This window comes from Streptomyces sp. ITFR-6 (assembly GCF_031844725.1).
GTDB lineage: Bacteria > Actinomycetota > Actinomycetes > Streptomycetales > Streptomycetaceae > Streptomyces.
This window is the reverse complement of sequence record NZ_CP134612.1, coordinates 955,482-978,568: the sequence shown is the minus strand read 5'-3', so window position 1 is coordinate 978,568 and position 23,087 is coordinate 955,482. Positions and strand designations below refer to the sequence as shown.

17 protein-coding genes are annotated in these 23,087 nt (G+C 71.1%); 16 read left to right on the top strand and 1 reads right to left on the bottom strand.

Annotated features, from left to right (window positions below; translation table 11 throughout):
- Nucleotides 1-21: 21 nt before the first annotated feature.
- The 16 genes from RLT59_RS04245 to RLT59_RS04170 all read left to right on the top strand — a co-directional run bounded on the left by RLT59_RS04245 (nt 22) and on the right by RLT59_RS04170 (nt 21,601).
- Nucleotides 22-1,548, top strand: a complete 1,527-nt coding sequence (locus RLT59_RS04245) for a sugar ABC transporter ATP-binding protein (protein WP_311302119.1) — start codon at nt 22-24, stop codon at nt 1,546-1,548.
- Nucleotides 1,545-2,594: an ABC transporter permease gene (locus RLT59_RS04240; protein WP_311302118.1), complete on the top strand. Its 1,050-nt coding sequence runs from the start codon at nt 1,545-1,547 to the stop codon at nt 2,592-2,594. Before RLT59_RS04245 ends, RLT59_RS04240 begins: the two co-directional genes overlap by 4 nt.
- 71 nt (nt 2,595-2,665) lie before the next feature.
- A complete protein-coding gene (locus RLT59_RS04235) occupies nt 2,666-3,706 on the top strand; it encodes a substrate-binding domain-containing protein (RefSeq protein WP_073734278.1) in 1,041 nt (346 codons plus the stop codon).
- A gap of 68 nt (nt 3,707-3,774) precedes the next feature.
- The gene (locus RLT59_RS04230) at nt 3,775-5,025 is read left to right on the top strand and encodes a Gfo/Idh/MocA family protein (protein ID WP_311302117.1); all 1,251 of its coding nucleotides are present in this window, start codon (nt 3,775-3,777) and stop codon (nt 5,023-5,025) included.
- Between the two features lie 12 nt (nt 5,026-5,037).
- Nucleotides 5,038-6,042 carry a sugar phosphate isomerase/epimerase family protein gene (locus RLT59_RS04225; RefSeq protein ID WP_311302116.1) on the top strand — a complete coding sequence of 335 codons (1,005 nt, stop codon included), beginning with the start codon at nt 5,038-5,040 and terminating at the stop codon, nt 6,040-6,042.
- A gap of 329 nt (nt 6,043-6,371) precedes the next feature.
- The gene (locus tag RLT59_RS04220; RefSeq protein ID WP_311302115.1) at nt 6,372-10,082 is read left to right on the top strand and encodes a ThuA domain-containing protein; all 3,711 of its coding nucleotides are present in this window, start codon (nt 6,372-6,374) and stop codon (nt 10,080-10,082) included.
- A gap of 151 nt (nt 10,083-10,233) precedes the next feature.
- Entirely contained in the window at nt 10,234-11,352 is a 1,119-nt protein-coding gene (locus RLT59_RS04215) for an inositol-3-phosphate synthase (protein ID WP_311302114.1), read from the top strand.
- Complete coding sequence (locus RLT59_RS04210) at nt 11,349-12,335, top strand: SCO3242 family prenyltransferase (RefSeq protein ID WP_311302113.1); 987 nt, start codon at nt 11,349-11,351, stop codon at nt 12,333-12,335. Before RLT59_RS04215 ends, RLT59_RS04210 begins: the two co-directional genes overlap by 4 nt.
- Complete coding sequence (locus tag RLT59_RS04205) at nt 12,332-13,219, top strand: sugar phosphate isomerase/epimerase family protein (protein WP_311302112.1); 888 nt, start codon at nt 12,332-12,334, stop codon at nt 13,217-13,219. The genes RLT59_RS04210 and RLT59_RS04205 overlap by 4 nt, the downstream gene beginning before the upstream one ends.
- Nucleotides 13,216-13,908 (top strand): EboA domain-containing protein, encoded by a 693-nt coding sequence (locus RLT59_RS04200; RefSeq protein WP_311307612.1) that lies wholly within the window; start codon nt 13,216-13,218, stop codon nt 13,906-13,908. Before RLT59_RS04205 ends, RLT59_RS04200 begins: the two co-directional genes overlap by 4 nt.
- Nucleotides 13,908-14,756 (top strand): TatD family hydrolase, encoded by an 849-nt coding sequence (locus tag RLT59_RS04195; RefSeq protein WP_311302111.1) that lies wholly within the window; start codon nt 13,908-13,910, stop codon nt 14,754-14,756. Before RLT59_RS04200 ends, RLT59_RS04195 begins: the two co-directional genes overlap by 1 nt.
- Nucleotides 14,757-14,760: 4 nt before the next feature.
- Nucleotides 14,761-15,936 carry a metabolite traffic protein EboE gene (eboE, locus tag RLT59_RS04190; protein ID WP_311302110.1) on the top strand — a complete coding sequence of 392 codons (1,176 nt, stop codon included), beginning with the start codon at nt 14,761-14,763 and terminating at the stop codon, nt 15,934-15,936.
- Entirely contained in the window at nt 15,933-17,330 is a 1,398-nt protein-coding gene (locus tag RLT59_RS04185) for an alkaline phosphatase family protein (protein WP_311302109.1), read from the top strand. Before eboE ends, RLT59_RS04185 begins: the two co-directional genes overlap by 4 nt.
- Before the next feature lie 52 nt (nt 17,331-17,382).
- On the top strand, nt 17,383-18,549 hold the full coding sequence (locus RLT59_RS04180; RefSeq protein ID WP_311302108.1) for a sugar phosphate isomerase/epimerase family protein: 1,167 nt from the start codon (nt 17,383-17,385) through the stop codon (nt 18,547-18,549).
- A 353-nt stretch (nt 18,550-18,902) separates the two neighbouring features.
- On the top strand, nt 18,903-20,606 hold the full coding sequence (locus RLT59_RS04175) for an eCIS core domain-containing protein (RefSeq protein ID WP_311302107.1): 1,704 nt from the start codon (nt 18,903-18,905) through the stop codon (nt 20,604-20,606).
- Complete coding sequence (locus tag RLT59_RS04170; protein WP_311302106.1) at nt 20,603-21,601, top strand: hypothetical protein; 999 nt, start codon at nt 20,603-20,605, stop codon at nt 21,599-21,601. The genes RLT59_RS04175 and RLT59_RS04170 overlap by 4 nt, the downstream gene beginning before the upstream one ends.
- Before the next feature lie 44 nt (nt 21,602-21,645).
- Here the strand turns inward: RLT59_RS04170 and RLT59_RS04165 are convergent, their stop codons facing one another.
- The gene (locus RLT59_RS04165; RefSeq protein WP_311302105.1) at nt 21,646-22,950 is read right to left on the bottom strand and encodes a DUF2254 domain-containing protein; all 1,305 of its coding nucleotides are present in this window, start codon (nt 22,948-22,950) and stop codon (nt 21,646-21,648) included.
- Nucleotides 22,951-23,087 lie beyond the last annotated feature (137 nt).

The following is a 23,087-nucleotide window of genomic DNA, read 5'->3' as shown; positions in this document are numbered from 1 at the left end:
CACCCGCCGAGGGGATTTGTCATGGCTCCAGAACCACCCCTGCTCACCATGTCCGGCATCACCAAGACCTTCCCCGGCGTGCGCGCCCTGGACGGCGTCGACCTGGAGGTCCAGACCGGCGAGGTCCACTGTCTGCTCGGCCAGAACGGGGCGGGCAAATCCACCCTCATCAAGGTGCTCGCCGGGGCCCACCAGCCCGACGACGGCGAGATCACCTGGCACGGCTCACCGGCCGTGCTCAAGACACCCATCGCCGCCATGCGTCTCGGGATCGCGACCATCTACCAGGAACTCGACCTGGTGGAGGGGCTGTCGGTCGCGGAGAACGTGTTCCTCGGCCACGAGCCGACCACCGCGGGCTTCGTCGTCCGCACCCGTGACGGCCGGACCGCGGCCGCCGCGCTGCTGAAGCGGCTCGGCCACCCGGAGATCGACCCGGCCCGCCCGGTCGGTGAACTCTCCGCGGCCCAGCAGCAGATCGTCTCGATGGCCCGTGCGCTCTCCCACGACGTACGGCTCATCGTGATGGACGAACCGTCCGCCGCCCTCGACCCGGACGAGGTCGCCAACCTCTTCCGTATCGTCGCCTCGCTGACCGCCGACGGGGTCGCCGTCGTCTACATCTCCCACCGGCTGGAGGAGATCCGCCGGATCGGTGACCGGGTGACCGTGATCAAGGACGGCCGGACCGTCGCCGTCGGCCTCCCCGCCGAGTCCACCCCCACGCGCGACATCGTTGCCATGATGACCGGCCGCAATGTCGAGTACGTCTTCCCGCCGAGGCCACAAGAGGTCCCCGCGAGCACCGGTGCGGAGCCGGTGCTCAAGGTCGAAGGCCTCACCAGGAGGGGCGAGTTCGCCCCGGTCGACCTGGAACTCAGGCCCGGCGAGATCGTCGGGCTGGCCGGACTCGTCGGCTCCGGGCGCTCCGAGATCCTGGAGACCATCTACGGAGCCCGCCGCGCCACCGCCGGACAGGTCACCGTCGCCGGCAAACCGCTGCGGCCCGGCAGCGTCCGCGCCGCCGTCGCGGCCGGTATCGGCCTCGCCCCGGAGGAACGCAAGGCGCAAGCCCTGCTGATGCTCGAATCCGTCACCCGCAATGTCTCGGTCTCCACCATGTCCCGTTTCTCCAGGGGTGGTTGGCTGGACCGGGGCGCCGAGCGCAAGGCGGCCCGCGCCGCCACCCGCGAGCTCTCGCTGCGCCCCGACAACCCGGACACCCCCGTCCGCACGCTCTCCGGAGGCAACCAGCAGAAGGCGGTCCTGGCCCGCTGGCTGCTGCGCGGCTGCCGGGTGCTGCTGCTGGACGAACCGACCCGCGGAGTGGACGTCGGCGCTCGCGCCGAGCTCTACGCCGTGATCCGCCGGCTGGCCGACGAAGGCCTCGCCGTACTGCTCGTCTCCAGCGAAGTGCCCGAAGTACTGGGCCTCGCCGACCGGGTGCTGGTGCTCCGTGAGGGTCATGTCGTGCATACGGCGGACGCCACGGAGCTCGATGAGCACCGCGTACTCGACCTCGTGATGGAAGGGAGCCCGACGTCATGACGCAGCCCGTCTCCTCGGCACAGCAGACCGGGCCGGACAAGGGCGCCGCGCCCGCGTCCGTCCCCGCCTCCCCGCAGAAGGACAGGTCCCCCCGAGCCCTCGGGCTCCGCCTGGACCTGCGCAGCCTCTCGCTGCTCGGCGTCCTCGCCGCACTGGTGGTGGTCGGCGCCATCACCGAGCCCGACGCCTTCCTGGACACCGGGAACCTCCAGCTGATCCTGACCCAGGCGTCCGTCATCGGCGTCGTCACCGTCGGGGTGACCTTCGTCATCACCAGCGGCGGCATCGATCTGTCCGTCGGCGCCATGGTCGCCCTCGCCTCGGTCTGGGCCACCACACTCGCCACCCAGGAGTACGGCTTCGTCGGCATCCTGTTCACCGCGATGCTCGTCGGCCTCGGTGCCGGACTGATCAACGGGGTGCTCATCGCGTACGGCCGGCTGGTGCCGTTCATCGCGACCCTGGCGATGCTCGCCTCCGCCCGGGGCATGGCCCTCCTGATCACCGACGGCAAGACCCAGATCGTCACGGTCAAGTCCGTCCTGGACCTGGGTCTGCCCGGCTCCTACGTCCTCGGCATACCGCCGCTGGTCATGATGTTCGCGGTGGTCACCGTCATCGGCTGGCTGCTGCTGAACCGTACGACCTTCGGCCGCCGCACCGTCGCCGTCGGCGGCAACGCGGAAGCGGCCCGGCTGGCGGGCATCGACGTACGGCGCCAGCGCCTCTACCTCTACCTGCTGTCCGGACTCTGCTGCGGCATCGCCGCCTTCATGCTGATCATCCTGTCCGGCTCGGGTCAGAACACCAACGGCAATCTGTACGAGCTCGACGCCATCGCCGCCGCGATCATCGGCGGCACCCTGCTCACCGGTGGCCGGGGCACCATCGTCGGCTCCGTGCTGGGTGTCCTCGTCTTCACCACGATCACCAACATCTTCGCGCTCAACAATCTGCAGAGCGACGTCCAGCAGATCGCCAAGGGCGCGATCATCGTCGCCGCCGTTCTGGTCCAGGGTCGCACGTCGGTCAACCGCGACAGCTGACCACCGGTCACCTTCCGTACATCCCCAGCCTGTTCCGCATGCCCACGCACCGGATGAAGGGTTTGACAGTCATGCCAGAAACCAGCCGCAGAGGACTGCTCTTCGGTACCGCAGCAGTCTCCGCGGGCGCCTTCCTGACCGCCTGCACCAGCAACGACCCCAAGGAGAAGGACACCGCGGCGCAGAGCAACGCGCCCGCCGCGGACGACAAGCCGGGCAAGGCCCTCACCATCGGCTTCGCGGGTCCGCAGGCCGACCACGGCTGGCTCAACGCCATCAACGAGAACGCCAAGTCGCGGGCGGAGAAGTACTCCGAGGTGACCCTGGAGACCACCGAGGGCTCCAACGACACCGCCGCCCAGATCGGCCAGGTCAAGACCCTCATCAACAAGAAGGTCGATGTCCTCATCATCCTCCCGGCCGACGGCAAGGCGCTCACCCAGGTCGGTCTGGAGGCCATGCGGGCGGGCATCCCCGTGATCAACCTGGACCGCGTCTTCGCCTCCCCGCAGGCGTACCGCTGCTACGTCGGCGGCGACAGCTACGGCATGGGTCTCAACGCCGGTACGTACATCGGCGAACAGCTCAAGGACAAGCCGAACGCCAAGGTCGTCGAGCTGGCCGGCATCGACGGCCTGGAGCTCACCAAGCAGCGCAGCCAGGGCTTCGCCGACGCGCTGAAGAACTACTCCAACATCAAGCTGGTGGCCCGTCAGGCGGCCGACTTCACCGTCGAGTCCGGCCAGGCGAAGATGTCCCAGCTCCTCCAGGCGCAGAAGAAGATCGACGCGCTGTGGAACCACGACGACGACCAGGGCGTGGGCGCGCTGCGCGCCATCCAGCAGGCCGGCCGGGACGAGTTCCTGATGGTCGGCGGGGCCGGTGCCAAGTCCGCGATGGACGCCATCAAGGCCGACAACAGCGTGCTCAAGGCCACCGTCCTGTACCCGCCGAGCATGGCGGCGTCGGCCGTCGACCTGGCCCGCGCCCTCGGCCAGAGCAAGGGGCTCGCCGGCCTCTCCGAGGTGGAGATCCCGACCAACCTCACACTCTTCTCCGCGGTGGTCACCAAGGAGAACGTCGACCAGTACCTGCCGACGGGCTTCAACTGAGAAGCCCCGCGGGAGGGTACTTACCCTCCCGCCGCACCCACCGAACCACCGATGAGGAGGAAGCCCGGATGGCCCGTAGGGAAGACACGGAGCAGGAGGCGGCGGCGCCGCCGACGTACCGGCCGATGGCGAGCGCACCCACGCTCGGGGTCGGCATGGTCGGATACGCGTTCATGGGCGCCGCCCACTCGCAGGGGTGGCGCACCGCCGGCCATGTCTTCGAGCTGCCGATGCGGCCGGCTCTCGCCGCGATCTGCGGACGCGACCGCAGGGCGGTCGAGGCCGCCGCCGACCGGCACGGCTGGGCGGCGGCGGAGACCGACTGGCGGGCCCTGATCGCCCGGGACGATGTGCAGCTCGTCGACATCTGCACCCCGGGCGACAGCCATGCGGAGATCGCCATCGCGGCCCTGGAGGCGGGCAAGCACGTGCTGTGCGAGAAGCCGCTCGCCAACACGGTCGCGGAGGCGGAGGCCATGACCGAGGCGGCGGCGCGCGCCGCCGCCCGGGGCCAGGTGGCGGTGGTCGGTTTCAACTACCGCAAGGTCCCCGCCATCACCTACGCCCGGAAGCTGATCGCGCAGGGGCGGCTCGGCACCCTGCGGCACGTGCGCGCCACCTACCTCCAGGACTGGCTGGTCGACCCCGGATCGCCGCTCACCTGGCGGCTGGAACGGGAACACGCCGGCTCCGGCGCGCTCGGTGACCTCGGGGCGCACATCGTGGACCTCGCCCAGTTCCTCGCGGGGGAGCTGCTGGTCGGAGTGTCCGCGGTCACCGAGACCTTCGTACGCGAACGGCCCCTGCAGTCGGGCTCGTCGAACGGCCTGGCCGGGGTGGCGGACACCGGGGCGCGAGGGGCGGTCACGGTGGACGACGCGGCGATCTTCACCGGCCGGCTCGCCTCCGGCGCGGTCGCCTCCTTCGAGGCGACGCGGATGGCGGCCGGCCGCAAGAACGCGCTGCGGCTGGAGATCAACGGGGAGATGGGCTCGCTCGCCTTCGACCTGGAACGGCTCAACGAGCTGTCCTTCCACGACCACACGGAGCCCGCCACCACGGCCGGCTTCCGGCGCATCCTGGTCACCGAGCCCGAGCATCCCTACCTGGAGGCCTGGTGGCCGCCGGGGCACGCCCTCGGGTACGAGCACACGTTCATCCACCAGGCCCGTGACGTGGTGCGGACGATCGCGGACAAGACCGCGCCCACCCCGTCGTTCGCGGACGGACTCCAGGTGCAGCGGGTGCTGGCGGCGGTGGAGGAGAGCGCCGCGAAGAACTCCGTGCACACCCCCGTCCACTCGACCGCACAGCTCTAGGAGGTTCTGCGCATGCCCCGTCCCTTCACTCTCTTCACCGGTCAGTGGGCCGATCTGCCGCTGGAGGATGTCTGCCGGTACGCCCGCGACTTCGGTTACGACGGGCTCGAACTCGCCTGCTGGGGAGACCACTTCGAGGTCGACAAGGCCCTCGCGGATCCGGGGTACCTGGACGGGCGTCATCAGCTGCTCGACAAGTACGGGCTGAAGTGCTGGGCGGTCTCCAACCACCTGGTGGGCCAGGCCGTCTGCGACAACCCGATCGACGAGCGTCACCAGGGCATCCTGCCCGCCCGGATCTGGGGCGACGGGGAGCCCGAAGGGGTGCGCCGCCGGGCCGCCGAGGAGATCAAGAACACCGCGCGGGCGGCCGCCGCCTTCGGGGTCGACACGGTCATCGGGTTCACCGGTTCGTCGATCTGGCATCTGGTGGCGATGTTCCCGCCGGTCCCGCCGCACATGATCGAGCGCGGCTACGAGGACTTCGCCGAGCGCTGGAACCCGATCCTCGACGTGTTCGACGCGGAGGGGGTGCGGTTCGCCCACGAGGTGCATCCGAGCGAGATCGCGTACGACTACTGGACGACGCACCGCGCGCTGGAGGCCGTCGGCCACCGGCCGGCCTTCGGGCTGAACTTCGACCCCAGCCACTTCGTCTGGCAGGACCTGGACCCGGTCGGCTTCCTGTACGACTTCCGGGACCGGATCTACCACGTGGACTGCAAGGAGGCGCACAAGCGGCTGGACGGCCGCAACGGGCGGCTCGGCTCCCATCTGCCGTGGGGCGACCCGCGGCGCGGCTGGGACTTCGTCTCGGCGGGGCACGGCGATGTGCCGTGGGAGGACGTGTTCCGGATGCTGCGGTCCATCGAGTACACCGGGCCGGTCTCCGTGGAGTGGGAGGACGCGGGCATGGACCGGCTGACGGGCGCGCCGGAAGCGCTTTCCTCGCTCAAGCGGTTCGACTTCGACCCGCCGAGCTCGTCGTTCGACGCGGCGTTCGGCGGCAACGACTGACCGCCCCGGGGCTCTGCCCCGGACCCCCGCTCCTCAATCGCCGGAGGGGCTCAAGAGCTACCTGCCCGGCGGCAGGCCACATATGCCGCCGGGCGGATTGCCCTGCCCAGAACACCCTTTGTCCTGACCAAGGAAAAAGCTCAACAAGACCCCTGCACAAGGGCTTTCCAGCCAGGACGAACAGGTCTACCGTCCAGAACGTGTACACGACATGACTCTCGTCACCGGAGCCGCACAGGCCCCGACTGACCTGCGCGGCAGTCCCCGCGCGGAACGGCACGGCAGCACCCGCACCCGCCCGTACAACCGGCACTCTCCGGAGGACACTCGTGCACAGAACCCGAAGCCGGACCAGGTCCAGGCTCCGCGTCCGCAAATCCCTCGCCCTCTTCACCGGCGCCCTGCTCGCCGCCGCCACCCTCAGCCTCGGTGCCGGCACCGCCGCCGCCCATGAGGAACCCGCACCGGCCCCGGCCGCCGGGGACTTCCAGCAGGTCACCCTCGCCAAGGGGGTCGCGGAGACCGGCGAACCCATGACACTGGCGGTGCTCCCGGACCGCAGCGTCCTGCACACCGCTCGCGGCGGCGAGCTGTGGCTCACCGACAACGGCGGCGACACCACGCTCGCCGGCACCATCCCCGTCTACTCGCACGACGAGGAGGGCCTCCAGGGCGTCGGAGTCGACCCGGACTTCAGCAAGAACCGGGCGATCTACCTCTACTACGCGCCCCCGCTGGACACCCCGGCCGGTGACGCCCCCGAGAACGGCACCGCCGCCGAGTTGGCCAAGTTCGACGGAGTCAACCGGCTCTCGCGCTTCGTCCTCAAGGAGGACGGCACGCTGGACATGGCCAGCGAGAAGAAGGTCCTGGACATCCCGACCTCGCGCGGCATGTGCTGCCACGTCGGCGGCGACATCGACTTCGACGCGCAGGGCAACCTGTACATGTCGACCGGCGACGACTCCAACCCGTTCGCCTCCGACGGCTACACCCCGATCGACGAGCGCCCGGACCGCAACCCCGCGTTCGACGCCCGCCGCTCCGCCGGGAACACCAACGACCTGCGCGGAAAGATCATCCGCATCAAGGTCGCGGAGGACGGCTCGTACACCATTCCCGACGGGAACCTCTTCGCGCCGGGCACGGACAAGACCCGTCCCGAGATCTACGCGATGGGCTTCCGCAACCCCTTCCGCTTCACCGTCGACAAGACCACCGGCATCCTGTACGTCGGCGACTACGGTCCCGACGCAGGTGCGGCCGACCCGAAGCGCGGCCCCGCCGGACAGGTGGAGTTCGCCCGCGTCACCAAGCCCGGCAACTTCGGCTGGCCGTTCTGCACGGGCGACAACGACCCGTTCATCGACTACGACTTCGCGACGAAGACCTCCGGTGAGGCCTTCGACTGCGCCGCTCCCAAGAACACCTCCCGGTACAACACCGGTCTGGTCGACCTGCCCCCGGCCCAGCCCGCCTGGATCCCGTACGACAACGGGTCCGTGCCCGAGTTCGGCACCGGCTCCGAGTCCCCGATGGGCGGACCCGTCTACCACTACGACGCCGACCTCGACTCGCCCGTGAAGTTCCCCGAGGAGTACGACGGCGACTTCTTCGCCGGCGAGTTCGGCCGCGCGTGGATCAAGCGGATCGAGCAGGACGCCGACGGCAAGGTGGAGTCCATCAACGACGTGCCGTGGTCCGGCACCCAGATCATGGACATGGCCTTCGGTCCCGACGGTGCGCTGTACGTCCTCGACTACGGCACCGGCTACTTCGGCGGCGACGAGAACTCCGCCCTCTACCGCATCGAGAATGCCACCGGCGGACGCTCACCGATCGCGGAGGCGACCGCCAACAAGACCTCGGGCACCGCACCGCTCAAGGTCGCCTTCTCCTCCGCCGGCACCACCGACGGCGACGGGGACGAGCTCACCTACAGCTGGGACTTCGGTGACGGCGGAACGTCGACCGCGGCCAACCCCACGTACACGTACAAGAAGAACGGCACCTACACCGCGACCGTCACCGCCACGGACCCCACAGGCCGCACCGGCTCGGCCAACGTCCATGTGACGGTCGGCAACACCGCTCCGCTGGTGAAGCTGGAACTGCCCGGTGACGGGCAGCTGTTCTCCTTCGGCGACGAGATCCCGTTCAAGGTGACCGTCACCGATCCCGAGGACGGCACGATCGACTGCTCCAAGATCGAGGTCCGCTTCATCCTCGGCCACGACGCCCACGGCCACCCGATCACCTCGGCGCACGGCTGCGAAGGCACCATCAAGACCGAGATGGACGGCGGGCACGACCCGAACGCCAACATCTTCGGAGTCATCGACGCCTCGTACACGGACGGCGGAGGCGGCGGCCAGGCGGCCCTGTCCGGTCACGACCAGTCCGAGCTGCAGCCGCGCCACCGCCAGGCCGAGCACTTCAGCGACTCGTCCGGCATCAAGACCTACGACAAGGCGAACGCCGAGGGCGGCAAGACCGTCGGCGACATCGAGAACGGCGACTGGATCTCCTTCAAGCCGTACCTGCTCGGTGACTCCACCAAGCTCACCGCCCGGATCTCCTCCGGCGGCGCGGGCGGCTTCCTCGAAGTCCGCACGGGCTCGGCGGACGGGAAGATCCTCGGCTCCGCACCCGTACCGGTGACCGGCGGCTGGGAGACCTTCCAGGACATCGACGTCCCCCTGCGCGGCGTTCCGAAGAAGCCGACCGAACTCTTCCTGGTCTTCAAGGGAGGCGACGGCGCGCTCTACGACATCGACGACTTCGAGCTCTCCAACACCCCGCCCGACAAGACCGCCAAGCGCGTCCTGGTCTTCTCCAAGACCGCCGGCTTCCGCCACGACGCGATCCCCGAGGGCATCGCCGCACTGAAGGAACTCGGCAAGGACAGCAACATCACGGTCGACGCGACCGAGGAGGCCGGCCAGTTCACCACCTCCAACCTGGCCCGCTACGACGCCGTGGTCTTCATGTCGACCACGGGTGACGTCCTCAACGCCGACCAGCAGAAGGCGTTCGAGAACTTCGTGACCACGGGCGGCGGTTACGTCGGCGTGCACGCCGCGGCCGACACCGAGTACGACTGGCCGTTCTACGGCGGACTCGTCGGCGCGTACTTCGACAGCCACCCCGCCATCCAGCCCGTCACCGTCCGGGTCGAGGACCACAAGAACCCGGCGACCGCACACCTGGCCGCAGCCTGGGACCGCACCGACGAGCTGTACAACTACCGCACCAACCCGCGCGGCAAGGTCAAGGTCCTCGCCACCCTGGACGAGACGACCTACACCGGCGGCAACATGAAGGGCGACCACCCGATCACCTGGTGCCAGACCTACCAGGGCGGCCGCTCCTTCTACACCGGCCTCGGCCACACCAAGGAGTCCTACGCGGACCCGGACTTCCGCAAGGTCCTCTCCGGCGGGCTGCGCTACGCGGCCGGCCAGGTGAAGGCCGACTGCAAGCCCGACACCGGCTACCGCTCGATCTTCAACGGCAGCACGCTCGAAGGCTGGAAGCAGGCGGGCCCCGGCAAGTTCAACGTCGTCGACGGCGAGCTGCGCTCCGAAGGCGGCATGGGCCTGCTCACCTACCAGGCCAAGGAGCTGAAGTCGTACTCGCTGAAGCTCGACTGGAAGCTGGCGGGCGATGACAACTCCGGCGTCTTCGTCGGCTTCCCGGAGTCCGACGACCCGTGGTCCGCGGTGGACAACGGCTACGAGGTCCAGATCGACGCCACCGACGCCCCCGACCGCACCACCGGGGCCGTCTACACCTTCAAATCGGCCAACATCAAGGCCCGCGACCAGGTCCTGAGGCCGCCCGGCCAGTGGAACAGCTACGAGATCAAGGTCCAGGGTGAACGGCTCCAGATCTTCCTCAACGGAGTGAAGATCAACGACTTCACCAACACCGACCCGGCCCGCAGCCTCAAGGACGGCTACATCGGCCTCCAGAACCACGGGGCCGACGACCAGGTGTCCTTCCGCAACATCCAGCTGAAGGAACTGCCCTCCGCATAGGGACACGTCCGGACGGCGGGCGGGCGTCACACCCGCCCGCCGTCCGGACCCCCGGGCCCCGCCGTCCGCGGTCAGGCCCCCGCAGCCCTTCCCCTCAGGCACAGCGCCACCAGATCCGCACCGCCAGGACCCCCAGCCAGGGAGGCAGCCCGTGTCAGCACCCGCCGTTCGTACCGGAGTCTGGTTCATCGGAGCACGCGGCTCCGTCGCCACCACCGCCACGGCGGGGTGCGCGGCGCTCGCGGCAGGCCTCCACCCGGCCGCCGGCATGGTCACCGAGACCGAGCCGTTCGCCGGGAGCGGTCTGCCACCCGTGGGCTCGCTCGTCTTCGGCGGGCACGACACCCTGGACTGCCCGCTCCCCAAACGGGCCGAAGTACTCGCCGCCGGGGGAGTGCTGCCGCACGGCCTCCCCTCCGCGGTCAGCTCCGAACTCGCCGCGGCCGACGCGGAGATCCGCCCCGGCGGACCGCTCCCCGGCGACACCCGGACGGACGAGGAACTCGTCACCGCGTTCGCCGCCGACCTCACAGACTTCACCCGCCGCAACGGCCTGGCCAGGACCGTCGTCGTCAACGTCGCCTCCACGGAGCCTGCCCCGGAGCCCGGCGCGCCGCGGCTGCCCGCCAGCTCCCTCTATGCCGCGGCGGCCCTGCGAGCCGGCTGTCCGCACGTCAACTTCACCCCCTCCACCGGACTGCGCACCCCCGCCCTCCAGGCCGCCGTCGCGGCCTCGGCCCTTCCTCACGCGGGCCGCGACGGCAAGACCGGCCAGACCCTGCTGCGCTCCGTGCTCGCCCCGATGTTCGTGCAGCGGGCCCTGCCGGTACGGGCCTGGTCCGGCACCAACCTGCTCGGCGGCGGCGACGGGGCGGCACTGGCCGACCCGGCGGCGGCCGCCGCGAAGAACGCCGGCAAGGAACGCGTCCTGGCCGACACGCTCGGCGCCGCCCCCGAGGGCGAGGTCCACATCGACGACGTACCGGCGCTCGGGGACTGGAAGACGGCCTGGGACCACATCGCGTTCGACGGGTTCCTCGGCGCCCGCATGGTGCTCCAGACCACCTGGCAGGGCTGCGACTCGGCACTGGCCGCGCCCCTGGTGCTGGACCTGGCACGGCTGCTGGCCCGCGCCCACGAGGTGGGCCTCACCGGCCCGCGCCCCGAACTCGGCTTCTACTTCAAGGACCCGGACGGCGGCCCCGCAGCCCTGTCCGACCAGTACCTGGCGCTGCTCTCCTTCGCGGAGCGGCTGCGGGGCGAGAAGTGACGGCACGCGCCTGGGCGGAGCTGCTCAGGATCTCCGCGCTCTTCACCGTGCCCGGCGACGCGCTCGCGGGCGCGGCAGCGGCCGGGCGGCGCCCCAACCGCTCCACCGCCCTCGCCGCCGGCGCCTCGCTCTGCCTGTACGAGGCGGGCATGGCCCTCAACGACTGGGCCGACCGCGAAGAGGACGCCGTGGACCGCCCGCACCGCCCGATCCCCTCCGGCCGGATCACGCCCCGCGCCGCGCTCACCGCGGCCGGTGCGCTGACCGCGGCGGGCCTGGCCCTCGCGGCACGGGCGGGCCGCCCGGCCCTGACGGTGGCCACCGGCCTCGCGGCCACCGTCTGGGCGTACGACCTGCGGCTGAAGCACACCCCGGCGGGCCCGGCGGCGATGGCGGCGGCCCGCGGCCTGGACCTGCTCCTGGGCGCGACGGCCACCGCGACGGCCCCAGCGACGGCCCCAGCGAAGGCGTCGGCCGCTGCCGCCGCGACGGCCCTCGCGCCCCCGCCCCGTTCCGCCGTGCCGGCCGCGCTCCCCGCCGCCGCCCTGCTCACGGCGCACACCTACGCGGTCACCGCCGTCTCGCGCCACGAGGCACAGGGCGGCTCCACCACGGCGCCCCTCGCCGCCCTCACGGCGGTCGCCGCGCTCGGCGGTGCGGTGGTACGGGAGCGGCCGGGGGAGACGGCGCGCGCGGGGGAGACGAAGCGCGCGGGCGAGGTGAAGCGCGCGACCGCCCCCGCCCGGCTGCTGGTCACCGCGCTCACCGGCGCCTACCTCCGCACCGCGGGCCGCCCGCTCGCGCACGCCGCGCTCAACCCGTCGCCACCGCTCACCCAGCGCGCCGTCGGCGGCGGCATCCGGGCGATGATCCCGCTCCAGGCCGCCCTCGCCGCCCGCGCCGGAGCCTCCGGCACCGCGCTCGCCGTCATGGGCCTCGTCCCGCTCGCCCGCAGCCTCTCCCGGAAGGTGAGCCCGACATGACGATCCGCCTCGGCTACGGCACCAACGGACTCACCGACCTCCGCCTGGGCGACGCCCTCGGCCTCCTCTCGGACCTCGGCTACGACGGGGTCGGCCTCACCCTCGACCACATGCACCTCGACCCCATCGGCCCGGACCTCCTCGTCCGCACCCGCCGGGTCGCCGCACGCCTCCAGGAGCTGGGGCTCGGTGTCACCGTGGAGACCGGGGCCCGCTACGTCCTCGACCCGCGCCGCAAGCACGGCCCCTCCCTGCTCGACCCCGACCCCGAAGCCAGGGCGGCCAGGACCGGGCTGCTCGTGCGGGCCGTCGACGTCGCCGCCGAACTGGGCGCCCACGCCGTGCACTGCTTCAGCGGGGTCATGCCGCCGGGCACCGATGGCGGGACCGGCTGGGACCGGCTGACCGGCGCCCTCGCCCCGGTCATCGAGGCGGCCGCACGAGCGGGGGTGCCGCTGGCCATCGAGCCCGAACCCGGACACCTCCTCAGCCACCTCTCCGACTTCCACCACCTGCGCGCCCTGTGCGGAGACCCGGACCCACTAGGCCTCACCCTCGATATCGGCCACTGCCAGTGCCTGGAGACAGAGGCGCCCGTCGACTGCGTACGCGAGGCGGCCCCCTGGCTGCGGCACGTCCAGATCGAGGACATGCGCCGGGGCGTCCACGAACACCTGCCCTTCGGTGACGGCGAGATCGACTTCCCGCCCGTGCTCGCCGCCCTCGACGCCCTGGGCGACAGCGGATACCAGGGGCTCACCGTCGTCGAACTGCCCCGCCACTCCCACGCGGGACCCGAACTCGCCCAGTCCTCGATCGAGTTCCTGCGCAAGCACGCACCGTCGGCCCACAGCGCGCGGAAGGGAGCCACACCGTGCCGATGACCTCACCGGACGCCCCGCTGCTGAGCCGCGGCGAACTCGACGCACAACTCGGCGGCGGCGCCCGCGCCTGGCTCGACGAAGCCCTCGCGGAGGCCGCCCACGCCGCCGCCCACCCGGACGCCCAACCCTCCACCAACGCCTACGCCGTCTCCCCGTGGGAGCTGCGCTTCGCCGCCGCGGGCCGGCACTGCGGACTCGAACGCGCCGACTCCGTACGCTCCCTGCTGCTCACCGAGGCCCGCGCCGGGCTCGACGCGGTGACCCGGCTCTACGAACAGGGCACCGCCGCCGAACGGCGCGCCGTGCTGCTCACCCTGCCCGCGCTGGACCTCGGCGCCACCGCCGTGGCCCTCGTCGAGGACGCCCTGCGCGCCAACGACACCACGCTGATCGCCGCCGCCGTCGGCCCGTACGCCGGCGAGCACCTCGATCCGCACAACTGGCGCCACGCCGTCCTCAAATGCCTCTTCACGGGCGTCCCCGCCGACGCCGTCGACCAGCTGGCCCGGCGCGCCCGCGGTGACGCGGAACTCGCCCGGATGCTGGGCGACTACGCGGCCGAACGCATCGCGGCCGGCCGCCCCGTCCCCGCCGACCTGCACCGCGTACTCGCCCTCACGGCCCCCGGCCCCGAAGCCCCCGGTCCCGCCGCCCCCACGGCCTCAACGGCCCCATCGGAGGAGTCCTGATGCGCATCTTCGACCCCCACATCCACATGACGTCCCGCACCACGGACGACTATCAGGCGATGTACGACGCCGGGGTCCGGGCGCTCGTCGAACCCTCCTTCTGGCTCGGCCAGCCCCGCACCTCGCCGAGCAGCTTCTTCGACTACTTCGACGCGCTGCTCGGCTGGGAGCCGTTCCGCGCCGCCCAGTACGGCATCGCCCACCACTGCACGCTCGCCCTCAACCCCAAAGAGGCGAACGACCCGCGCTGCGCCCCCGTCCTGGACGCCTTGCCGCGCTACCTCGTCAAGGACTCCGTCGTCGCCGTCGGTGAGATCGGCTACGACTCCATGACTCCGGCGGAGGACCACGCGCTGGCCGCCCAGCTCCAGCTCGCCGCGGACCACGGGCTGCCCGCACTCGTCCACACCCCGCACCGCGACAAGCTCGCCGGACTGCGCCGCACCATCGACGTCGTACGCGAATCCCACCTGGCCCCGGAGCTGGTGGTGCTCGACCACCTCAACGAGACGACGGTGAAGGACGCCCTGGACAGCGGCTGCTGGGCCGGCTTCTCCATCTACCCCGACACCAAGATGGACGAGGACCGCATGATCGCCGTCCTCAAGCTGCACGGCACCGAGCGGGTCCTCGTCAACTCCGCCGCCGACTGGGGCAAGAGCGATCCGCTGAAGACCCGCAGCGTGGCCGACGCGATGCTGGCCGCGGGGTTCACCGAGGACGAAGTCGACCAGGTGCTGTGGCGCAACCCCGTCGCCTTCTACGGCCAGAGCGGCCGCCTCCACCTGGACACCGCGGCCCCCGAAGCGCTCCACGAGGGCAACTCCATCCTCCGCGGCGGGGAGTGAGGTCATGCGCTTCCGCCACCCCGACGGCTCCGTCGTCCACCTCGCGTACTGCACCAACGTCCACCCGGCCGAGAACCTCGAAGGCGTCCGCGCCCAACTGCGCGACCACTGCGAACCGGTACGCAAACGGCTCGGCCGCGACCGCCTCGGCATCGGCCTCTGGCTCGCCAGGGACGCCGCCCGCACCCTGATCAACGACCCCGCGCAACTGCGCTCCCTGCGCGCCGAACTCGACCACAGAGGACTCGAAGTCGTCACGCTCAACGGCTTCCCGTACGAGGGATTCGGCGCCGAAGAGGTCAAGTACCGGGTGTACAAGCCGGACTGGACGGACCCCGAACGTCTCGCCCACACCACCGACCTCGCCCGGCTCCTCGCCACGCTCCTCCCCGACGACGTCACCGACGGCACCATCTCCACCCTGCCGCTCGCCTGGCGCACCCCGTACACCGATGACCCGGAGGCGGCCCGCACCGCACTGGCCGCGCTCACCACACTCGGGGAACGCCTCGACGCGCTGGCCGAACTCACGGAGAAGTCCATCCGGATCGGCCTCGAACCCGAACCCGGCTGCACCGTCGAGACCACCGCCGACGCCATCGCCCCCCTCACCGCCATCGGTCACCCGCGCATCGGCATCTGCGTCGACACCTGCCACCTCGCCACCTCCTTCGAGGACCCGGACACCGCACTCGACGCGCTCACCGCCGCGGGCATCCCCGCCGTCAAGGCACAGCTCTCCGCCGCCCTGCACGCCGAACACCCCCACCTCCCCGAAGTACGCACCGCGCTCGCCGCCTTCGCCGAACCCCGCTTCCTCCACCAGACCCGCGTCGCCACCGCCGCCGGGCTGCGCGGCACCGACGACCTCGACGAGGCGCTCAGCGGCGAGACCCTGCCCGACAGCGCCCCCTGGCGCGCCCACTTCCACGTCCCCCTGCACGCGCCGCCCGCGCCACCGCTCACCTCCACCCTCCCCGTGCTCCGGTCCACGCTGACCCGACTGGTCGGCGGGGCACAGCCGCTCACCCGGCACCTGGAGGTGGAGACGTACACCTGGCAGGCGCTCCCGGTGGAGCTGCGCCCCAGGACCCGTGTCCAGCTCGCGGACGGCATCGCCGCCGAACTCACCCTCGCCCGCGACCTCCTGGTCGACCTCGGCCTCAAGGAGCTGCCATGACCACCGCAGGGACGACCGGCTCACCCACGCCCCTCCTCGTCCTCGACGTCGTCGGGCTCACCCCCCGCCTCCTCGAACACATGCCGAACCTCAAGGCCCTCGGCGGGACCGGCACCCACGCCCCGCTCGGCACCGTGCTCCCCGCCGTGACGTGCGCCGCCCAGTCCACCTTCCTCACCGGCACCGCCCCCGCAGAGCACGGCATCGTCGCCAACGGCTGGTACTTCCGCGAGCTCGGGGACGTCCTCCTGTGGCGCCAGCACAACGGACTCGTCGCGGGCGACAAGCTCTGGGACGCCGCCCGCCGCGCCCACCCCGGCTACACCGTCGCCAACATCTGCTGGTGGTACGCGATGGGCGCCGACACCGACTACACCGTCACCCCGAGGCCCGTCTACTACGCCGACGGCCGCAAGGAGCCCGACTGCTACACCCGGCCGCCGGCCCTCCACGACGAACTCACCGGGAAACTCGGCACCTTCCCCCTCTTCCACTTCTGGGGACCCGGCGCCGACCTCGTCTCCTCGCAGTGGATCATCGACGCCACCCGGCACATCATCGACACCCGCCACCCCGACCTCGCCCTCTGCTACCTCCCGCACCTCGACTACGACCTCCAGCGCTACGGCCCCGACGACCCGCGCGCCTTCAAGGCCGCGGCAGACCTCGACCGGGCCGTCGCCCCGCTCCTGGAGGACGCCCGTCGCGAGGGCCGCACCGTCGTCGCCCTCTCCGAGTACGGGATCACCCGGGTGGAGCGGCCCGTCGACATCAACCGCGCCCTGCGCAGGGCCGGACTGCTGGAGGTCCACACCCAGGACGGCATGGAGTACCTGGACCCGATGGCCTCCCGGGCCTTCGCCGTCGCCGACCACCAGATCGCGCACGTCTACGTACGCCGCCCCGAGGACCTCGAAGCGGCCCGCGAAGCGCTCGCGGACCTCCCGGGCATCGAGCAACTCCTCGACGACGAGGGCAAGAAGGCCCAGGGCCTCGACCATCCGCGCTCCGGCGAACTGGTCGCCGTCGCGGAACCGGACGCCTGGTTCACCTACTACTACTGGCTCGACGACGCCCGCGCGCCCGACTTCGCCCAGCTCGTCGAGATCCACCGCAAGCCCGGCTACGACCCCGTCGAGCTCTTCATGGATCCCGAGGACCCGTACGTGCGGGTCAAGGCGGTCACGGCGGTCGCCCGCAAGAAACTCGGCATGCGCTACCGGATGGCGGTCGTCCCGCTGGACCCGTCACCGATCCGGGGCAGCCACGGCCGCCTCCCCCTGAGCGACGAAGAAGGGCCGCTCATCCTCTGCTCCACCCCCCACGCGTTCAGCGGCCCGGTCCGGGCCACCGAAGTGAAGTCCCTGCTCCTCACGCTTGCCGGCCTCGCATGAGATCGGTCCGTGCACAGCAGCCCTGTGCGCTTCTTCGAGAAAGAGAGAGACCGTGACCGAGTACAACGACGAATCCGGAACCGACAACGCCCTGCGCCGCACCCTCGGTGTCGACCGCCGCCGCTTCCTCAGCACCTGCACCGCCGCCGCGGCGACGGCCATCGCCGCGCCCGTAATCGGCGCGTCGCCGGCCTTCGCCCAGTCCTCCCACCGGGGCCACGGCCATGACCACGGGCACGGCCACGGCCAGGATCTGGTTCCGGCGTCGAAGCGGGGAATCATCCTGTACACCGTGCGCGACGCCACGGCCCGGGACCCGCTCAGCACCAGCCTTCCCTCCGGCTTCCGCGCGGTCTTCAAGGAGCTGGCCCGCTACGGCTACAAGCAGGTCGAGTTCGCCGGGTACAGCCAGCACGCCAACGCACCCGGCGGCAGCAACCTCGAAACGGTGGAGGGCGCGAAGCTGCTGCGCTCCTGGCTGGACGAGTACGGTCTGCGTGCCCAGGGCAACCACGGCTTCATCCCGGGCTCCTGGCCGCTGAGCCAGAGCGACCAGGACGAGTTCAAGCGGCACCTCGAAATAGCGAACATCCTCGGCATGGACCACATGGGCACCGGTGGCGACCCCACCGGCAGCGACTACCGCGCCGACTGGGACGTGGCCGCCGACAAGTGGAACGCACTGGGGAAGATCGCTCACCGCGCGGGCATCAAGCTGTACACCCACAACCACGACGCGGCCTACGGCTTCCTGCTCGACAGCGGTCCGCTGGACGACCAGGGGCGGCCCACCCGCAGCTCCGGCGTCCGCAAGCTCGAATACTTCCTCAAGGTCACCGACCCGAAGACCGTATGGCTGGAGATGGACATCTTCTGGGCGCATGTCGCCCAGTACAAGTTCCACACCTACACCACGCGTGACGGATCGCAGCGGGAGAACATCTTCGACCCTGCGGCACTGGTCAGCCGCTACAACAAGCGCTACCCGCTCTTCCACGCCAAGGACGGTGTGGTGAGCACGACCAACGGCGACGGCTACGAGATGGTCCCCTTCGGCACCGGGGTCATCGACTACCGGACGTTCTTCCGCCGCGTGGGGGAGACGAACTACCGCAACCCGATGATCGAGCAGGACACCGCACCCAGCTCGACGGACCTCGCGCAGTCCCTGAAGCAGGCGCGGATCAGCTACCAGGGCATGGCAGCTCTGCGCAAGTAGCACCACCTGCGGGGTCCGCCCCGTCGCGCCTATTACCCGGGCCTCCCCGCACACCGTGCGGGGAGGCCCGGGTACGTGACGGGAAGGTGCCGCCTCCAGCGCCCGTCCTGCCGTCGGAAGCCTCTGGCCCTGCCCATGGAGCCACCGGACTCTGCCCTTTGGGACGTAGCCCCGGGCGTGTTCCGGAAATAGGCTGATCGGGCCGCGCCAACGGGCCGTTTCCGCGTACTGGCCTGTGAGAAGGGGAGCCCATGGGATTCAGGAGGGACAAGGACCGGACCGGTCGCGCCGAGACGGAGCGCCCATCGGTTCATCCATCGGCGCAGCGGGGCGACCAGCGCCTGCTCGGGCTGATGTCCCTGCAGAGGGGCATAGGCAACAGAGCCGTGGTGGAGACGCTCCGGCGCTCCGGGCACGCGAAGGCGCAGGAGCGGAACGGCGACGGGGAGACCCCGGAGGCGCTGCCGTCGGCGGTGCAGCGATCCACCGTCCACAAGGTGCTGAACTCCGGCGGGCGGCCGCTGGACGATTCGACCCGCACCAGCATGGAGGCCCGGCTGGGCGCCGACCTCTCCGACGTCCGCGTGCACGACGACAGCGCGGCCAGGGCTTCCGCCACCGAGCTGGGAGCACGTGCCTACACCTCCGGCAGCCATGTGGTGATCGGTGCCGGAGGCGCCGACCGGTTGACCCTGGCCCATGAACTGACCCATGTCCTCCAGCAGCGCAGCGGGCCCGTCGCAGGCACCGACAACGGTGCGGGCCTGAACGTCTCCGACCCGTCCGACCGGTTCGAGCGGGAAGCCGAGAGCAACGCACGGCGCGTCATGGCCGGGCCGGCCCCCGACCTGGCCACGGACGACGGGGAGACCGCCGGCCACCCGCAGCCCGCGCACGCCGTGCAGCGGATGCCGGCCGCCGCGGGCGACCGTGCGACGGCCCCGCCGATGGTCCAGCGTGTGGCCGAGGGACTGACACTCGGGGCCAACACCAGCGGGGTCTCGCGAGCCGCCGATCCGGAGTTCGAAGCGGAGGCGGAAGCGTTCGAGCGCAAGCTCGCGGCCAAGGCGTCCGCGCACGCGTCCGCCAACGATGCCCTGGCCGTCATGGCGGCGAAGGCCAAGGCGTACATCCGGAGCGGGGTGGGTGGCGCGTGGGACCATGCCGATCAGCGGCTGGCCGAGGTCTTCAAGATCGTTGGTCAGGATGGTGTCGGGAAGTCGGGCTTCGTCGGCACAGCGGTCTCCGACGTGATGGCCGTCTTCGACGAGGGAACCCTCAGCGAGCGCTACACCCACATCGTGCGCTTCTTCACCGAAGTGCTGGCCAGGGATCTCGCCGGCTCCGACAAGCGGGAGCAAATCGACGAGCAGATGAGGCAGGCCCAGTTGAACGTGCCCCTGCTCCAGGAGCGACGCCGGGCGATGGAGCAGGCCGACATCACTCCGGAGAAGGTCGTCACCCGTCACATCGCACCGGTTCCGAAGGGTTCGGCGGTGGAACACCAGGCGGACGCGCGAGTCCGTCGGGACGAGGTGATGAAGAAAATCGACCCGGACGTGGATACCGAGGACATCGGGCTCAGCGGCCACACGGTCGCGCAGACGGGTCTGGAGTTCAGCGACCGGCAGAACGCGATGCACACGAAGGACGACCCGGCGTGGGACAAGGAGCAGGACGCTCTGAAGTGGGTAGCCGGTGCGAGGGTCTGGATGATCAAAGAGGAGAACAGCTGGGTGGAGGCGCGGCGCAAGCTGAGCCTGCCGCTCGGCGGCGGGCCGTCGGGCACGACCAACACGATGATGAGCGCCGCCAAGTTGCTCGGCGCGGACAACTACGGTGCCAGGCTGGCTTCCATCGGGTTCCTCATCGGGGCCAGCCACCACACCCTGGTCGAGATCATGGCCGCGGCCGAGCCGTTCGGCTGCGAGTACGATCCGACGCAGGGGATCTACCGGGACATCAAGCCTCTCACGGAGGCGGAGCTGCGATCCTGCGGCAAGGACGGCAAGTTCCCCGGTGAGACGGCGTCCGCCGGGACAGGGAGCGTGGCATGACGAAGTGGTGCAGTCCCTTTCCCGAGCTCGTGGGCGCGCGCTTCTGGCTGCCGACGGAGCCGTTCGAGTTCGGCTGGGCCGCACTCGTGGGCTGCAACGCCCTTCGCTGCACGAGCTGCGGTGAGCCGGTGCGCTCGGAAGTGCTGCCGGATGGCGAGCATCGGCGTTATGCCTGCGGGTGCCACCGGCGGGACACCGTCTGGAGCCACCGCATCGGGGCCGAATCCGATGATCTGTACCCGGCGTTCACGCAGTGGGTGTGCGGCGGGCACCCCGACTTCGACCTCCCGGCCGTACTGGACGGGGTGGAGCTGGGGGACGCCACCGATTGGGACGCGCTGTCCGCCGGGGCAGTCCTCCGTCCGCCGTTCACCCCGCCGGGCGTGGAGCTGTACGTACCGTGGATCACCCGGCTCTACCGCATTCTCGGCGACGAACGGACACTGCTGAGCCGGGCGGTCGCCGGCCTGCTGGACTCCGAGGACCCGCGCCTGGTGCGGGCGGCCTACGACTTCTTCACCACCGAGAGGAAGGCCGTCGGAGCCGAACGCGTGACGGCATCGGTGGCCGGGCGCCGGGAGTGGCTGAGTGCGACGCCGGACCCGCGCCTGCCCTCGTCCTCACTGCTCCACAGCGCGGCCCTCCTTCTGCACCAGCGGCTGCTGGTCGTCGACGACACCGGCGCCCCTGTCGACGGCCCGGCTCTCGGACTGGCCGAGGAACTCGCGCTCGCCGGTCTCGGGCCCGGCGACAGCCCCCTGACGTTTCGCGACTACGACCCGGACTGGCTCTGGGGCCAGGGCGGTGCGCTGATCCGCGCGAACGAGAAGTGGGTCGACACGCTCGTCTACACCTCGGCGTGGGCCCCTGCCGCGCTCAGGGGAAAGCTGCTGGCGGACATGGCCGAGGTCGCCCCGGCGGCGGTCCGCGCGGCCGTCGTGCAGCACTTCGAGCAGCCTGAGCGCGACACGCTGCTGTCGGCCATCGAGCGGTAGCCCGGTCCGGCGCGTTCCCCTCCCGCGTCCCGTACGGGGCGGGCTCACCCGATGCCCTGCCGGTCGGGAAGCAGCGCGAACTCCCGCTCGGCCGCGCCCCGCACCGTCCGCTCCACCGCCTGGGTCAGCAGCGCCCGGTGCCGGACCAGCGGCTGCCGCCGGTCCGGCGGCGCCAGCAGCAGGAGATCATCGATCCCGGCCAGCAGCCGCCGGGTGACCTGCGGAGTGTCCGCCGCGCACCGCCGGACCTCCTCGAACCCGAGATCCACCAGATCCGCCCACCCCGGTACGTCCTGCACCAGCCGCACGACTCCCTTGCGGTCCCGGTGGTGGACGGCGCCGAGGGGCAGGTTCACGACGGCCGCGAGGAACTGCACGATCCGGTCCAGGCACTGCACGGCGGTGGTCGGATCGTTCACCGACGTGGACAGGGCCCGCAGCGCGATGTCCGACAACTGGCGCAGCCCGAAAGCCAGGTCCTGGTGGAGCGTGCGCTCGACCCCGACGGACACCGTGTACCGCAGCGCGCGCCGGGGCGGCGCGGCCCCGCCGTGCACCGCCAGCACCGGGGTCCCCGGCACGACGAAGTCCCCGAGCCGGGGGATCAGCCGCAGAACGACGTCCTGGTGCCGCGCGGCCCGCACCAGCCGTGCCACGTTCACGTCCCGCAGCACCCCGGCCCGCCCCTCCCGCACGAGCTGCCCGCTCTCGGCGCCGAGCGGCTCCTCCTGCGGGCGGCCGGCCGGCATCCGCCCCAGTACCCGGAACGAGTCCCGGGTGATGCGGTCGACGACGGGGCCCACCTGCATCAGGCGCAGGGTGGAGCTCACATAGGCGATGAAGAGCAGCAGGCTGAGCCCGACGAGCGCGGCGGTCAGCACACTCTGCACGAACGGCACGGACGTGATCAGACGCGGATCCGTCTCGCTCTCGTACGAGCTGAGGACCAGCAGCGAGAAGACGAACGTGGCCAGGAACACCGACAGCGTGAGCTTGCTGATCCGGCTCCGTACGAAGATCCGCACCACCCGGGGCGTGAGCTGTCCGCTCGCCATCTGCACGGCCACCAGCGAGATGCTGAAGACCACACCGATGAAGGTCATCATCGCCGAGCTGACGGTGATGACGATCTGCTTGGTGTCGTCCGCGACCGAGACCAGATCCTTGATCTCGTCGTACGCGCGCTCGTCCTTCAGGTAGCCGACGAGCTGCTCGTCGAGTGCCGAGGCGGCGAACCAGAGCACGATGGCGCAGACCAGCGTCAGGCTCGGAGCGAACCAGAAGGTCTCGCGCAGGTGCTCGCGCAGCGGTGACAGGGCGCGGGGTGGCCGATAGCCGCGATCACTCATGCCGGCGAACGTAACCCGCCCCGCCCGCCCCCTCGTGGACCCCGCCGCCGACCCTCCGGGCACACCGTCCGTACGTGTCCGGCGACGCAACGTGCGTATCGGTGGGGGGGCGCACCGCCCCGGGCGTCCGGCCGATC